General features: G+C 63.7%; 14 protein-coding genes and 1 pseudogene. 8 read left to right on the top strand and 7 right to left on the bottom strand.

Features of this window, described 5'->3' with window-relative positions:
• Positions 1-274 (top strand): annotated as a pseudogene (locus DAD99_RS02140) (IS982 family transposase); the annotation flags it as partial.
• Positions 275-286: 12 nt separating this feature from the next.
• On the opposite strand, the gene DAD99_RS02135 reads toward DAD99_RS02140, so the two are convergent.
• Positions 287-1843 carry an AAA domain-containing protein gene (locus DAD99_RS02135; RefSeq protein ID WP_193340145.1) on the bottom strand — a complete coding sequence of 519 codons (1557 nt, stop codon included), beginning with the start codon at positions 1841-1843 and terminating at the stop codon, positions 287-289.
• Between the two features lie 224 nt (positions 1844-2067).
• Here DAD99_RS02135 and DAD99_RS02130 point away from each other — a divergent pair, with 224 nt between their 5' ends.
• Positions 2068-3258, top strand: a complete 1191-nt coding sequence (locus DAD99_RS02130) for an acyl-CoA dehydrogenase family protein (RefSeq protein ID WP_185263063.1) — start codon at positions 2068-2070, stop codon at positions 3256-3258.
• Positions 3259-3319: 61 nt separating this feature from the next.
• On the opposite strand, the gene DAD99_RS02125 is transcribed toward DAD99_RS02130, so the two are convergent.
• On the bottom strand, positions 3320-3817 hold the full coding sequence (locus tag DAD99_RS02125; RefSeq protein ID WP_193340144.1) for a M23 family metallopeptidase: 498 nt from the start codon (positions 3815-3817) through the stop codon (positions 3320-3322).
• Positions 3818-4221: 404 nt separating this feature from the next.
• On the opposite strand from DAD99_RS02125, the gene rpsB reads away from it, so the two are divergent.
• The 6 genes from rpsB (at position 4222) to DAD99_RS02095 (ending at position 9240) form a co-directional block, all read left to right on the top strand.
• Complete coding sequence (gene rpsB, locus DAD99_RS02120; RefSeq protein WP_056348267.1) at positions 4222-5124, top strand: 30S ribosomal protein S2; 903 nt, start codon at positions 4222-4224, stop codon at positions 5122-5124.
• 129 nt (positions 5125-5253) lie between these two features.
• On the top strand, positions 5254-6090 hold the full coding sequence (tsf, locus tag DAD99_RS02115; protein ID WP_193340143.1) for a translation elongation factor Ts: 837 nt from the start codon (positions 5254-5256) through the stop codon (positions 6088-6090).
• 127 nt (positions 6091-6217) lie between these two features.
• A complete protein-coding gene (gene pyrH / locus DAD99_RS02110; protein WP_193340142.1) occupies positions 6218-6955 on the top strand; it encodes a UMP kinase in 738 nt (245 codons plus the stop codon).
• Positions 6956-7080: 125 nt separating this feature from the next.
• Positions 7081-7638: a ribosome recycling factor gene (gene frr / locus DAD99_RS02105; protein ID WP_185263067.1), complete on the top strand. Its 558-nt coding sequence runs from the start codon at positions 7081-7083 to the stop codon at positions 7636-7638.
• Entirely contained in the window at positions 7638-8561 is a 924-nt protein-coding gene (locus tag DAD99_RS02100; RefSeq protein ID WP_193340141.1) for a phosphatidate cytidylyltransferase, read from the top strand. Before frr ends, DAD99_RS02100 begins: the two co-directional genes overlap by 1 nt.
• A gap of 94 nt (positions 8562-8655) precedes the next feature.
• A complete protein-coding gene (locus DAD99_RS02095) occupies positions 8656-9240 on the top strand; it encodes a DivIVA domain-containing protein (protein WP_193340156.1) in 585 nt (194 codons plus the stop codon).
• A 30-nt stretch (positions 9241-9270) separates the two neighbouring features.
• On the opposite strand, the gene DAD99_RS02090 is transcribed toward DAD99_RS02095, so the two are convergent.
• The 5 genes from DAD99_RS02090 to DAD99_RS02070 form a co-directional block, all read right to left on the bottom strand.
• On the bottom strand, positions 9271-9960 hold the full coding sequence (locus tag DAD99_RS02090; protein WP_193340140.1) for a hypothetical protein: 690 nt from the start codon (positions 9958-9960) through the stop codon (positions 9271-9273).
• A gap of 62 nt (positions 9961-10022) precedes the next feature.
• Positions 10023-11489, bottom strand: coding sequence for a cation acetate symporter (locus tag DAD99_RS02085; protein ID WP_193340139.1), 1467 nt, complete (start codon positions 11487-11489; stop codon positions 10023-10025).
• Positions 11490-11496: 7 nt separating this feature from the next.
• On the bottom strand, positions 11497-11844 hold the full coding sequence (locus tag DAD99_RS02080; protein WP_193340138.1) for a hypothetical protein: 348 nt from the start codon (positions 11842-11844) through the stop codon (positions 11497-11499).
• The gene (locus DAD99_RS02075; RefSeq protein ID WP_193340137.1) at positions 11841-12563 is read right to left on the bottom strand and encodes a LytTR family DNA-binding domain-containing protein; all 723 of its coding nucleotides are present in this window, start codon (positions 12561-12563) and stop codon (positions 11841-11843) included. The genes DAD99_RS02080 and DAD99_RS02075 overlap by 4 nt, the downstream gene beginning before the upstream one ends.
• 46 nt (positions 12564-12609) lie before the next feature.
• Positions 12610-13800, bottom strand: a complete 1191-nt coding sequence (locus DAD99_RS02070; RefSeq protein WP_185263073.1) for a sensor histidine kinase — start codon at positions 13798-13800, stop codon at positions 12610-12612.
• Positions 13801-13929: the final 129 nt, after the last annotated feature.

The raw sequence follows: 13929 nt of genomic DNA, 5'->3' as shown, positions 1-13929 counted from the left end.
CGTCGATCAGACCGGAATCGAGCTGTTGCGACCGGCCCGCAAAGGCGAAAAACCGCGGGCTGGGTCCCGATTCTTCAAACCCCTGCGCCAGATCATCGAATCCATCAACGACACACTCAAGGGCCAACTGGACCTTGAACAACACGGCGGACGCACCCCCGCAGGCGTCACGGCCCGCATCGTTCAACGCGTGCTGGCCATGACCGCCGCGATCTGGCACAACGACCAGACAGGACAGGCCGTCCGCCGCTCACTGACCGCCTACGACCACTAACAGCCCTTGGAATTACTCATCTAGAAGGTCCACCTGGGACGCTTCATCGATGATCAGGTAGTCCAGCAGGAAGCCAGCCGGGATGCTTCGCCGTAGCGAGTGGCAGGTACTCAAGATCACTGGATAATCGTTGGCAAAGTTCTTGAAGTCCCGGCGATAAGTGTCGTCCGAATAGCCTTGAGACCGGCCACCGGAATAGCGCTGGTACAGACTGGCGTCCAGCGCTTGTCGTGACAAGTGCCTTAGTTCGTCTTCGAGACCGGGGCAGTCGTTCTGATCGAGCTGCGCTTTCGCTCGCTCGATTTGCTGTTCCAACTCCGCAATTTTGCTGTCGTAGAAAGCAGCCTGGAGACGCAGGATTACGTCCGTGTTGTCTGGATCGATGTGCTTCGTGGATCCATATCGAAAACGGCCCTTGAACCGTCGAAAAACTCTTTTGAGGCGACTTTCATTCGCTGGAACGGCCGCTGTCTGGGCGAGGAATTCGAGGATACGGTTGGACGGCCGCTTCAGGAGTGTCAATGCCGGAAGCGAGGGCAGTTCGTGACTGTCGACATGGTGGCTGAAGTGACGCCGTTCAAGTTTGTAGGCATCCAGCTCCTGCCGCCGCATAGCCAGCTCCCGGGCCATCACCTGCAAGTGCTGGAGTTGCTTGTCGAGGTCCGAAATCCGACCGGTTGCTGGCAAGGACACAGTTGAGCGCCCGGCTTGGCGTTGCACCTCGACGTTTTCGGCGTGTTGTCCCGCGAAGAACTTACGTCTCACGTCGCTACGCCCCAAGTCTGCAACGACGTGGCCGAGCCCTTCCCGCGCGAGCTTGTCGCGGACGTTTTCCACCGCGGCATTATTGGAAGACACAATGCCCACAGTTGTCCCCGGGGAACGGATGATGTTGGCAACCAGGTTCAGTATTGTTTGCGTCTTTCCTGTTCCCGGCGGCCCGTCGATGACCGAGATACGGTGGGTGAGGCCGTTCATCAGAGCCTCGCGTTGGCTGAGGTTTGACGAAAACGGGAAAATAAGTTCCCCGATTTCCGCCGAGGCATCCAGGGCTTCGCCGCGGAGATAGAGATCGAGGATGCTCCCCTGGGGGACGGTCCGAAAGTTCTTGTATAGGGGGCGCAATGGATCGTCCTGCCCGAGATGGGAAACGACGTGGTGCCAGTAGTTGAGGACGTCGTAAGCTTCGGTGGCGTCCTCCGCAGCGTGGACAATGCTGATCTCGTCCTGCCTGCATGTCCTATAGTCTTCGCGTCCGCTGGTTAAGGAGAAAACGCGCCACCAGGTCTGGCCTGGACCGTCAAAACGCCACACCTCCGTGACTCCCTGCACGGGATCTCCACGGATGCTGACACGGTCCCTATCCTCAATGGGTTCGCGTGTCGGGTTGCGCAGAATCATGACGTTCTGGGCCGAATACTTGTATTTCCGCGGGCTGCTGGCTGGCTGGAATGTAACGAAGGTGAAGTCGGCGGCGACAACGTAATCCAAAACTTGCGAGGTTTTGTCATGAAATCCGGGCTGGTCCCTGCTCCGGATGAGAACGGCCTCGCGGTGCGGGTCAGTCAATACAATTCCCCCAAGTAAAAAGATGCAACATCCTTGCACCCGACGTTATCGAAGTTCGCTGCACCGTTCGACCGCCGGGCGTCTGCAGGTCCAGCTTCCTTCCATCGCCACCGTTGCGGAGGGTAGGGCCGATGCGGTAAGTTACTCACCAGTAACTTAATGAACTTCCGGGGATGTTCGCGCCTTGGAGCCGTCCATCAGCACTGATCCCTAGCGAGGAAACCATGTCTAAGAAATCCATTGACATCAACAACCTTCCATACGCCGACGGCGACTTCTTCGCCTTCGAGCAGCTTCTCACCGCCAAGGAGCAGGACCGGCTCGCCGAGATCCGTGGTTTCCTTGCCCGCGAAGTCCGGCCGATTGCCGTGGACTGCTGGAACCGCGGCGAGTTCCCCATGGAACTCATTCCCAAGCTGGCCGAAATTGACCTGGTGAGCCCGGTGCGGCGCCAGGGCTACTCCAACCTGTTTGCCGGCCTGGTCCACGCCGAGGCCACCCGCGCCGATACTTCCATCGCTACCTTCATGGGCGTGCACGACGGACTGTTCACCGGCTCCATCGAAGCCCTTGCCTCCCAGGAACAGCAGGACGCCTGGCTCCCGGATATCTATTCGCTGAAGAAGATCGGCGCATTCGGGCTCACAGAACCCCTGGGCGGTTCCGACGTGGCCGGCGGCACGCGCACCACAGCACAGCGCGACGGCGACACCTGGATCCTCAATGGCGACAAGCGCTGGATCGGCAACGCTACATTCTCGGATTGGGTGGTCATCTACGCCCGGGACCTCGCCGACAACCAGGTCAAGGGCTTCCTCGTAGATACGGCGCTGCCCGGGTTCAGCGCCACCAAGATCGAAAACAAGATCTCCCTCCGGACCGTCCAGAACGCAGACATAGTCCTGGAGAACGTAGTGGTTCCGGACTTCTTCAAGCTGGCAGGTGCCAACAGCTTCCGCGACACCAACAAGGTCCTGAAGGTCACTCGGCTGTCCGTCGGCTGGCAGGCTGTTGGCCAGCAGCTGGCAGCCTTTGACGTGGCCCGCCGCTACGCCGTGGAACGCCACCAGTTCGGCCGTCCGCTGGCGTCGTTCCAGCTCGTCCAAAGCCAGCTGGTGCAGATCCTGGGGAATGCGGTCAGCTCGATGGGCATGATGGTCCGGCTTTCCCAGCTGGAGGATGCCGGCCAGGCCAAGGACGAACAGTCCGCCCTGGCCAAGGCATTCACCACCGCCCGGATGCGCGAGAGTGTTGCGATCGGCCGCAGCCTCCTGGGCGGCAACGGCATCGTGACGGACTTTGAGATGGCCAAGATCTTTGCAGATGCCGAAGCCATCTACTCGTATGAGGGAACCCACGAGATCAACACCCTCGTGACCGGCCGAGCCATAACCGGGATCTCGGCCATCGTCTAGTGCCGTCAGCCGTCGTCCGTCAGCCGTCAGCCGTCAGCCGTCAGCCGTCGTCCGTCAGCCGTCAGCCCGTGTCCGGCCCCAGGGGCAACAGGATGGACGGGCGGAGGTCCGCGACGAATTCCAGCGGATTGACGTAGGCGTCCCCGCGCCGGACGCCCCAGTGGACGCAGGCAATGGCGCCGCAGTGCCCGGGTTGCAGCGTTCCGATGCGTTCGCCCTTCGCCACCAGGGTTCCCGCCGTGAGCGGGCTGTCGACCGGCTCAAAACTGCTGCGGAGACCGCCTCCGTGATCGATGGTGATCACGGGGCGGTCCACTACCACTCCCACAAAACTGACGGTGCCGGACTCCGGCGAGGTGACCGGGGCGCCGTCGTGCGTTGCCTCAAGGTCCACGCCACGATGCCCGCTCATCCACGGCTTGTCCGGAGGGTCAAAGGCGCGCAGCACCGCGGGCCTGGGGGAGAGTGGCCACTCCCAGGAATCGCGCGGGGCTGTACCTGCTGGGGCCGCCGTGGCTGGAAGCATTAGCACGGCGGCGAGGACGAGTGATGCTTTCATGAACCCAGCTTTACGTGCCGGATCCCTGATGGGGAGTGCCCACTTTGGCCATGTGGAAAACGCCCGCCGAGGGCGCCCGGGTAGTCCAGCGGTTATTGGCTCCTGTAGTACACTTGGTGGAGCAGTTTGCTGTGCCCTCAACGCTTGCGTCGGCACGCCTCATTCAGGAATGCGGGGGAGCAGCAACTGACTACGCGTATCCAGCCCTCCGCATCTGAAGCCCCGGCTTTGTATGAGGAGGATTGTGTCTCTTGCGGTCAGGGCCTCGCGGTCCTGGTAAGGGTCGCAATGGATGCCAGGAGCACGGCCCGCCTTGGGCCACGCTAAATAACCGTCAACTATTGGCAGGGTAAGAGAGCCTGAAAAGGTTCTCTCATGAATGACCTGCCGGAAGGAGCGCCGGCATGCCCGTCGTAACTATGCGCCAGCTGCTTGACAGCGGCGTCCACTTTGGACACCAGACCCGCCGTTGGAACCCGAAGATGAAGCGATTCATCTTCACGGAGCGCAACGGCATCTACATCATTGACCTTCAGCAGTCGCTGTCCTACATCGACCGCGCCTACGAGTTCGTAAAGGCCACCGTTGCACACGGCGGCACCGTCCTCTTCGTCGGCACCAAGAAGCAGGCCCAGGAATCCATCGCTGAGCAGGCTACCCGCGTTGGGCAGCCCTACGTGAACCAGCGCTGGCTCGGCGGTATGCTGACCAACTTCCAGACCGTTTCCAAGCGCATCCAGCGCATGAAGGAACTGGAAGAGATCGACTTCGACGACGTCGCCGGTTCCGCGTACACGAAGAAGGAACTGCTGCTCCTTCGCCGTGAACTCACCAAGCTGGAAACCAACCTCGGCGGTATCCGCAACCTGACCAAGGCGCCGTCCGTGCTCTGGATCGTGGACACCAAGAAGGAACACCTGGCCGTTGACGAAGCCAAGAAGCTGAACATCCCGGTTGTGGCCATCCTGGACACCAACTGCGATCCTGACGAAGTTGACTTCCCGATCCCGGGCAACGACGACGCCATCCGCTCCGTCAACCTGCTGACCCGCGTTGTCGCCGACGCCGTTGCGGAGGGCCTCATCGCCCGCCACAACCGCGCCACGGGCACCACGGAAGCTCCGGAAGAGCCGCTGGCTGAGTGGGAGCGCGAACTCCTCGAAGGCAGCAAGACTGAAGAAGCTCCTGCTGCTGAGGCTGCTCCGGCTGCTGAAGAAGCTGCCGCTCCGGCAGCCGAAGAAGCAGCCCCGGTTGCCGAGGAAGCTCCGGCTGCCGCCGAGGCTCCTGCCGCCGACGCTGACAAGTAAGACAAGTAAATCCGGATTCTCCGGCGCTGCCCGCAGCGCCGGAGCACCTGACAGGATGGCGGCTCACCCGGTGAGCCGCTGTCCTGTCGGTCCGTACACCACATACATTTTCTAGACAGAGGGGTTCCCATGGCGAACTACACTGCCGCCGATATCAAGGCTCTGCGCGAGCGCACCGGCGCCGGCATGATGGATGTCAAGAAGGCTCTTGACGAAGCCAACGGTGACGCCGAAAAGGCCATCGAGATCATCCGCATCAAGGGCCTCAAGGGCGCTACGAAGCGCGAAGGCCGCTCCACCGCTGAAGGCCTGGTGGCCGCCAAGGTCAGCAACGGCGTCGGCGTTATGATCGAAGTCAACTGCGAGACCGACTTCGTGGCCAAGGCTGACAAGTTCATCCAGCTGGCTGACAAGGTCCTGGCCGTGGCTGTGGAGTCCGGCGCTGCCGATCTCGACACCCTCCTGGCCATCGACGTTGACGGCAAGCCGCTGTCCGAGGTTGTCGTCGAAGAAGGCGCAATCCTCGGCGAGAAGGTTGTTGTCCGCAAGCTCTCCCGCATTGTGGGCGGCACTGTTGACGCTTACCTGCACAAGACGTCCAAGGATCTCCCGGCCCAGGTCGGCGTCCTGTTCGCTGTTGACGGTGAAGGCGAAGCCGCTGCGACCGCCGCACACGACATTGCAGTGCACATCGCAGCGATGTCCCCGAACTACCTGACCAGGGAAGACGTACCGTCCGACCTGGTCGAGTCCGAGCGTCGCATTGCAGAAGAGACTGCCAAAGCTGAAGGCAAGCCCGAGGCGGCAATGACCAAGATTGTGGAAGGCCGCGTAACAGGCTTCTACAAGGGTGAGGTCCTGGTTGACCAGGCGTTCGCCAAGGACGCCAAGAAGTCTGTGGCGCAGGTTCTCGAAGAGGCCGGCGTCAAGGGCACGTCCTTCGCACGTTTCCGCGTAGGCTCCTAGCCGAATCCGCAAAGGGGTGGCCACTTCGGTGGCCGCCCCTTTTGCATGCACCGGCTAATCGTCCGATGAGACCTTTGGCCACCCGGCACGATAACCTTTTTCAGAGTTCACCAACGGGAAGGCACCCATGGAAGCCGTCAATTCTTCAAGCCAGCCAGAGAAAAGCAGGCGCCGCGTCCTCCTGAAGTTGTCCGGCGAGGTCTTCGGCGGCGGCAAGCTGGGCGTTGATCCCGACACCGTCCGCGATGTCGCCAAGCAGATCGCCGCGGCGGTCCCCGACGTCGAGGTCGCAATCGTCGTCGGCGGCGGTAACTTCTTCCGTGGTGCGGAACTGTCCCAGAGCGGCATGGACCGCTCGCGCGCGGACTACATGGGCATGCTCGGTACCGTCATGAACTGCCTGGCGCTGCAGGACTTCCTGGAGCAGGCCGGCGTGGAAACCCGCGTGCAGAGCGCCATCACTATGGGCCAGGTCGCCGAGGCGTACATTCCGCGCCGGGCCATCCGGCACATGGAAAAGGGCCGCGTGGTCATCTTCGGCGCCGGCGCCGGCCTGCCGTACTTCTCCACGGACACCGTTGCCGCCCAGCGCGCCCTGGAAGTCCACGCGGACGTTGTCCTGATGGCCAAGAGCGGCGTGGACGCCGTCTACACCGCGGATCCGAAGAAGGACCCCACTGCCGAGAAGCTGGACACCCTGAGCTACGACGACGCCTTGCGCCGCGACATCCGGGTCATGGACCAGACGGCAATGACCATGTGCAAGGACAACAACCTGTCCATGGTGGTTTTCGGGATGGAAGGCGAAGGGAACGTCACCCGCGCCATCCTGGGTGAAAAGCTCGGTACCCTGGTGACCCCGTAGCTGCAGCTAGGATGATCTGAGTACGGTTCCATGGCCGCGGCCGGGCAACAATGGAACCAGGAACACTGAACCAAGATTGTGCAGGGAACCGGTATCCGGACTGCACTGATTTCTGAGGAGAGACCGTGATCGAAGAAACCTTGCTCGAAGCCGAAGAGAAGATGGACAAGGCAGTAGAGGTAGCCAAGGAAGACTTCGCCTCGATCCGCACCGGACGGGCAAACCCGGGCCTTTACAACAAGGTCCTGGTGGACTACTACGGTTCGCCCACCCCGCTGCAGCAGCTCGCTTCCTTCGCCATTCCGGATGCGCGCACCATCCTCATCACGCCGTTCGATAAGACCGCGCTGCGCGACATCGAGCGGGCCCTGAGTGATTCCGAGGTGGGTGCCAACCCCTCCAACGACGGCAACGTCATCAGAATCACCATCCCGGACCTGACCCAGGAACGCCGTAAGGAATACGTCAAGATCGTCAAGACCAAGGGCGAGGACGCGAAGATCTCCATCCGCAACATCCGGCGCAAGGCCAAAGAGACGCTGGACAAGCTGGTCAAGGACGGCGAAGCCGGCGAGGACGAAGGCAGCCGTGCCGAAAAGGAACTGGATGGCCTGACCAAAGCGCACGTGGACGGCATTGACGAGCTGCTCAAGCGCAAGGAAGCAGAGCTGCTCGAAGTCTGATGAGCCAGGCAGAGCAGGCCCCCACACAAAGGGCGCGCACCAGGGGGAAACAGTTGCGGAGTAATCCGACACCCAAGGCCGGCCGGAATCTTCCGGCAGCCATTGTGGTGGGTCTGGCCATGCTGATCGGCGTGCTGGGCGGACTGGTTTTCCTCCCGCTCGGATTCGTGGCTGTCACCACCGGGTTCGCGGTCTTCGGAGTCTGGGAGATCTTCCGCGCCCTGGAGGCGAACGGAACCAGGATGCCCATCGTCCCGGTCATGGTGGGTACAGTCGGCATGCCGTTTGCCGCCTATTTCGGCGGTCTTGAGAGCCTCCTTTTCGCCATGCTCCTGAACTGCGTTGCAGTTCTCCTCTGGCGTTCAGTGGAGAGCCCGGCGGGATCAGCGAACAGCATCTTTGCCGGCGTGTTCACGCTGGGCTGGGTGCCGTTCTTCATCAGTTTCGCGGCGCTGCCGCTGCACGCCGCCGGTGTCGCCACCCCGGTGGGTCTCTGGCCTGGCGGGACCGTGCCGCCCGGGGCCTGGCAGGTGGCCGTGATGCTCCTGCTGGTGGTTTCGAACGATACGTTCGGCTATCTCGTAGGCGCCTCGCTGGGAAAACATCCCATGGCCCCCAAAATCAGCCCCAAGAAATCCTGGGAGGGCTTCGCCGGATCCGTTGCGGGGGCCATGCTGATCGGCATCCTCGCCAGCATTTTCCTGCTGGATAAACCCTGGTGGGTGGGGGTGATCCTTGCGGTTGGAGTCGTTGCGGCGTCCACCGCAGGAGACCTGGCCGAGTCGATGGTCAAGCGGGAACTTGGAATCAAGGACATGAGCAGCATCCTGCCCGGACATGGGGGCGTCATGGACCGGCTGGATTCCATCGTCTTCGCCTGTCCCGTGGCATTTGTGCTGTTCGCACTGGTCGCGGGCGTCTGACACGACCTTAACTGCCCACCTCCGCCGGAGCACCGGCAGCGCCAATAGACTGGTGCGTAACCTGACCCAGCTGAAGAGCAACAAAGGAACAACAGTGGCATTGGACTTTCAACGGAAATCTCCCGCGTCGTTTGAGCGCGTGCGGGGCAACGAATTCGGGTACAACGCCAAACAGGTGGACCAGTTCCTCCAGCGGGCCAGGGTGGCACTTGAAACGCCGAAGGCCACCGTCCATGCCGTCACCAGCGCCGATGTCCGGGGCGTCTCTTTTGACCCGGTCAAGGGCGGCTACGCTGCCGCCGTCGTCGACGCAGCGCTGGACCGGCTCGAAGACGCCTTCGCCCGCCGCGAACGGGACGAACTGATCGCCGCCAAGGGCGAGGATGCCTGGCTGCGGGAGATCGGCAGCCTCTCCGGAATCCTCCGGGGCCGCCTTCACCGGCCTGACGGTGAGCGCTTCCGGCGCCCGTCAAAAAAGAAGGCCCGCAGTTACAACATCGTGGATGTAGACAACCTTTGCTACGACCTGATCGGCTACCTCGAAGAGGACAAGCCGCTCAGCGTGGACAACGTCCGCCGGGTGGTCTTCCGTCCCGCCGTCGGCAAGGACGGCTACGAAGAGACGCAGGTCGATGCGTTCCTGGACCGCGTGGTTGAACTCATGGCGGCTATCGACTGAAAGCTTCCCGGCACACTGCCCGGACCAGGCTCAATGACTTTCCCTGGGCGTGGGGGACACAGGCGTTAATTGGCGCCAAACTGCCATATACGTCCTGTAGCCGTAGACCGCGGAAACGGTGAAAAAAGCCAGTCCGAATACTGCCCCTACGGCGGCCGCACCAGCGACGCCGGTCCCGAAGAGGGATGTCAGCAGCCCTGCCATGATGGCGATGAGCGCCGAGTTCGCTGTGCTGATGAAAGTCATGCTGCTTCCTGCCACATGGCTCAGTGGGTTGCGGCTCCCCAGGAAGTCGTACGTCTGGACGGAACCTGGCAGGTCGTCGTGCGCGGAGGTCATGAAGTACCGGGCGATGCCCGGGTCGAGGTCAACGTAGGCCGCCCGCAGTCGGTTCATCGCGAGCACATACATCAGGTCCTCGTACGCAACATTGAAGACCCGGACCTGCGTGAGGCAGCCGATGACGATGTCCACGAAGAGCACCACTCCGGCCAGGACCATGAACATGTCCGAGAACCTGGTGGCCTGGCCCACCAGCGCCAGGCTGACCAGGCTGGCGGAGGTGAACATCAGGAACATGCTGATGCGGGTCAGCACCTCAGCCTGTGTAGTGCTGCGGGATGCGAGCAGGCTCCAATGCTCGGTGGCGAGCAGCTGCGCCCGGACCGACGGCGGGACGCCGTCCGCCTCGTTGGGGGTGCTTCCGTCCTGCGTGGACATGCCGCAATTGTCCTCCCTCCGGCCGCCCGGCGGGAAGCCCAGGACCCCTTGTGCGGGTAAGATCAGCGTTCGGTAGCCAACGGCCGCTCCGGCGTGTGCAAACGGGTCATGATCCGCGCCATGGTCCGCGGAATCCGATGTTTTGTCGCCCGTGAGACAAACACTGTCACGGCAAAGGCGGCGGGCACCGTCCACGCTGCCGGCTGGGCTAGCCAGAACGGCGTTCCGGGGGCGCCCAGGACGGTTCCCCAAACCATGGCGCCACCGCAGAGGACGCCGCCGGTCACCATGCCGGCGATGGCGCCGGCATCGGTGAGCCCGCGCCACCAGATGCCCAGCAGGAGCACCGGGCAGACGGTGGAGGCCGTAAACGCGAACACCAGGCCCACGCTGCCGGCCAGAGCCAGGGAATCGGACATCACGGCAAATCCCAGCGGGACCACGGCCGAGACGACGGCGGCGAGCCGGAATCCCCGAACACCGCCTCCCAGCACGTCCTGGCTGATTACGCCTGCCAAGGAGACCACCAGGCCGGAGGTGGTGGACAGGAATGCGGCAAAGGCTCCGGCCACCACCAACGCGGAGAGCAGATCGCCGGCGGTTCCACCGATCAGCCGCCCCGGCAGCAGGAGAACCACGGCGTCCGGCTGCCCTGATCGGGCGAGTTCGGGCGCGAACATCCGCCCCACCAGCCCGTAGGCGGTGGGAAACAGGTAAAACACCGAGAGCAGCCCGAGCACGATCAGGGTGGTCCGCCGGGCCGAGTGTCCGTCCGGATTCGTGTAGAAGCGGACCAGGACGTGAGGGAGTCCCAGCGTGCCGAACAGCAGCGCCACCAGCAGCGAGATGTTCTGGTACGGTCCGGCCGGGGCCAGCCCGGTGGGATTCACGACGGCGGGGGCCACAGCGGCTTCCCCGTCACCGGCGAGCGTAAACACGATGAACAGGACGGGCACAGCTAGGGCTGTGAGCTTCAGCCAGAACTGGAAGGCCTGCACAAAGGTGATGGAGCGCATGCCGCCGGCCACAACGGTCAGGCACACCACAACCACCACTGCGGCGGAACCCACCCAGGCCGGCAGCCCCGTGCTGATCCGGATGGTCAGGGCCGCACCATGGAGCTGCGGCACGATGTAGAGCCAGCCCACCACAACCACCACCACGCTGGTCACACGTCGGACTGCGCGCGAATCCAGCCTGGCCTCGGTGAAGTCCGGGATTGTGTAGGCGCCGGACCGGCGCAGCGGTGCGGCCACAAAGAGCAACAGCATCAGATAGCCGGCGGTGTAGCCCACGGGAAACCACAGCGCGTCGGTACCGGACAGCAGGATCAGCCCGGCTACGCCGAGGAAACTCGCCGCAGAGAGGTACTCTCCGCCGATGGCCGAGGCGTTCCACCATGGCCTGACAGTCCGGGAGGCCACGTAGAAATCTCCGGTGGTCCGGGAAATACGCAGCCCGTAGAACCCGATGGCGGCTGTTGCCAGCGAAACAATAACAAGTGCCATCACACCCACGACGGGATTCATCAGGCCATCACTTGTCCCCGGCCAGGTCCCGGTAGCGGGTCTCATTCCGTGCCGCGGCCCGGATAAAAAGCCAGGCGCTGAGGCCGATCACTGGATAGATGCCGGCACCCAGCAGGATCCAGTCGAACGGGACACCCGCAATCCGGGTATCGGCCAAGCCCGGCACGGCTGCCAGCAACGGGAACGCAGACAGGATCAGCAGGAACCCGATGGCCACCACCAGGGCCAGCCGCAGCTGGGAACGGATCAGGGAGCGGACGAAGACCTGTCCCACGTCTGATTCCTCCGCCGCCTCGCGGGATTCCCCTGCGGGCCGGGGCGCAGAGCGCGGGGCGGTGACGCGGACCCGGGTCATGCCTGCGGCCGGATGCGGGTGGCTTCCAGCTTTTCCCTGACCATGGGAAGGTGGCGGCGGCTGATGGGCAGGCCGGCGCCGGCCACCGAGACGCTGGGCTTGTCCGCCGCCAGTTTCATGGACTGCACATGCTTCAGCGCAACCAGGTAGGACCGGTGCGTCCGGATGAACCCGGCCTCCGCCCACTGCTGCTCCAGATCGGCCAGCGGCACACGGATGAGGTAGCTGGCATCCGCGGTGTGCAGCCGGGCGTAGTCTCCCTGCGCCTGGACGTACGTGACGTCGTCGCGCCTGATCATCCTGGTGGTGCCGCCCTGGTCAACGGTGATCATCTCGGGGGCGGCGGCGGCGCCGTCGCGCAGCAGCTCGCTGATCCGGCCCACCGACCGGGAGAGCCGCTCGGCCCGGACGGGCTTGAGCAGATAGTCCACGGCGGCCAGTTCGAAGGCTTCCAGGGCGCAGTCCTCGTCCGCGGTCACAAACACCACCGCCGGAGGTTTGCTGCTGCGCGTGATGGCGCGTGCCACGTCAAGGCCGGACACGGCGGGCATATGGATATCCAGGAAGACGGCGTCAATCCTTTCGGTGTTCAGGGCCCGCAGTGCCTCGGCGCCGGACGTAGCCCGGTGGATGACCCCGATCCGGTCGTCCTTGCCCAGCAGGTAGGCCAGTTCCTCCACGGCGGGTAGCTCGTCGTCGGCGACGAGGACATTAATCATGGTCCTACATTATCCGCCGGAGGCGGCTGGGATCAGACTGCCGCGTTCAGGCGTCATGGCCGGGCTGGGACTTGGGCACGCGCATGGTGATCAGCGTTCCTTCTCCCGGGGCCGTCTCGATCACCAGGCCGTGCTGGTCACCGTAGACCTGCCGGAGCCGGGCGTCCACGTTGCGGAGCCCCACATGGTCGCCGTCGTGGTGCCCGGCCAGCATCGACTGGAGCTCGGCAGGGTCCATCCCCACGCCGTCGTCCTCGATGGTCACTTCCGCGTAGGCGCCCGAATCGTTGGCAGTGATGGTGATGTGGCCCGCCCCTTCCTTGGCTTCCAGGCCGTGCCTGACGGCGTTCTCCACGAGCGGCTGGAGGCTGAGGAATGGAATGACGGTGCTCAGGACTTCGGGCGCGATCCGCAGGCTGACCTGGACGCGCTCACCGAATCGGGCACGCTCCAGCAGCAGGTACCGGTCAATGCAGCGCAGTTCCTCCGCCAGCGTGGTGAAGTCTCCGTGGCGCCGGAACGAGTACCTGGTGAAATCGGCGAATTCCACCACGAGTTCGCGCGCCCGCTCCGGGTCCGTGTTGATGAAAGACGCGATGGCGTTCAGCGAGTTGTAGATGAAATGCGGACTGATCTGGGCGCGCAGCGCCCGCACCTCGGCTTCCATCAGCAGCGTCCGGGACGCGTCCAGCTCAGCCAGCTCCACCTGGACCGCCACCCAGTCCGCCACTTCACTGGTGGCACGGACCAGGCCAGCGCCGGCCGACGGGGCAAACGCCGCCACGACGCCCACCACCCGTGACCCGGCACGTACCGGAGCGATGACGGCGGCGAGGCTTCCGGAGGCCAGCCCCGCACCCAGGTCCCGCGCCTGCAGCACCGCGGTCCGGCCGCCGAGCAGGACGTCTGCAGCCAGGTCCATCAACCGCGGTTTCAGTTCCTCGGCGGCACCGTCCCAGGCGAGTACACCGGCCGTATCGGTGATGGCCAGCGCTTCACAGCCCAGCAAGTTCCGTAGCTGCCGGCTCGCTTTGGCGGCGCCTGCCGGGTTGAGGCCGGTACGAAGGTGCTGGCCGGCACTCGATGCAGCGTGGAGGGTGTTGTACGTGGCGCGCTCAGCGTCGGTGCCCAACTCACGGAAGGACCGGAGCAGCTTGATGCCAACGCCGACGACGACGGCGATCGCCAGCACAATCACCGCAACTGCGGCGGCGGTCAGGAGCGGGGAGTCTGGCATGGTGCCCAGCGTAGCGGCGGGTGCCGTTAGTCGCAGCATCGTAACCGTTGAGCGACCGTTCCGGCCATGGTTCTGGAATGGCCGCCCGCGGCAGCGCAGAGTGATTGCAGTCACATTGTCCGAATCCTG

Origin of the sequence: Pseudarthrobacter sp. AB1 (assembly GCF_014926485.1) — a bacterium.
GTDB lineage: Bacteria > Actinomycetota > Actinomycetes > Actinomycetales > Micrococcaceae > Arthrobacter.
This window is presented reverse-complemented; position numbering and strand designations above follow the sequence as displayed.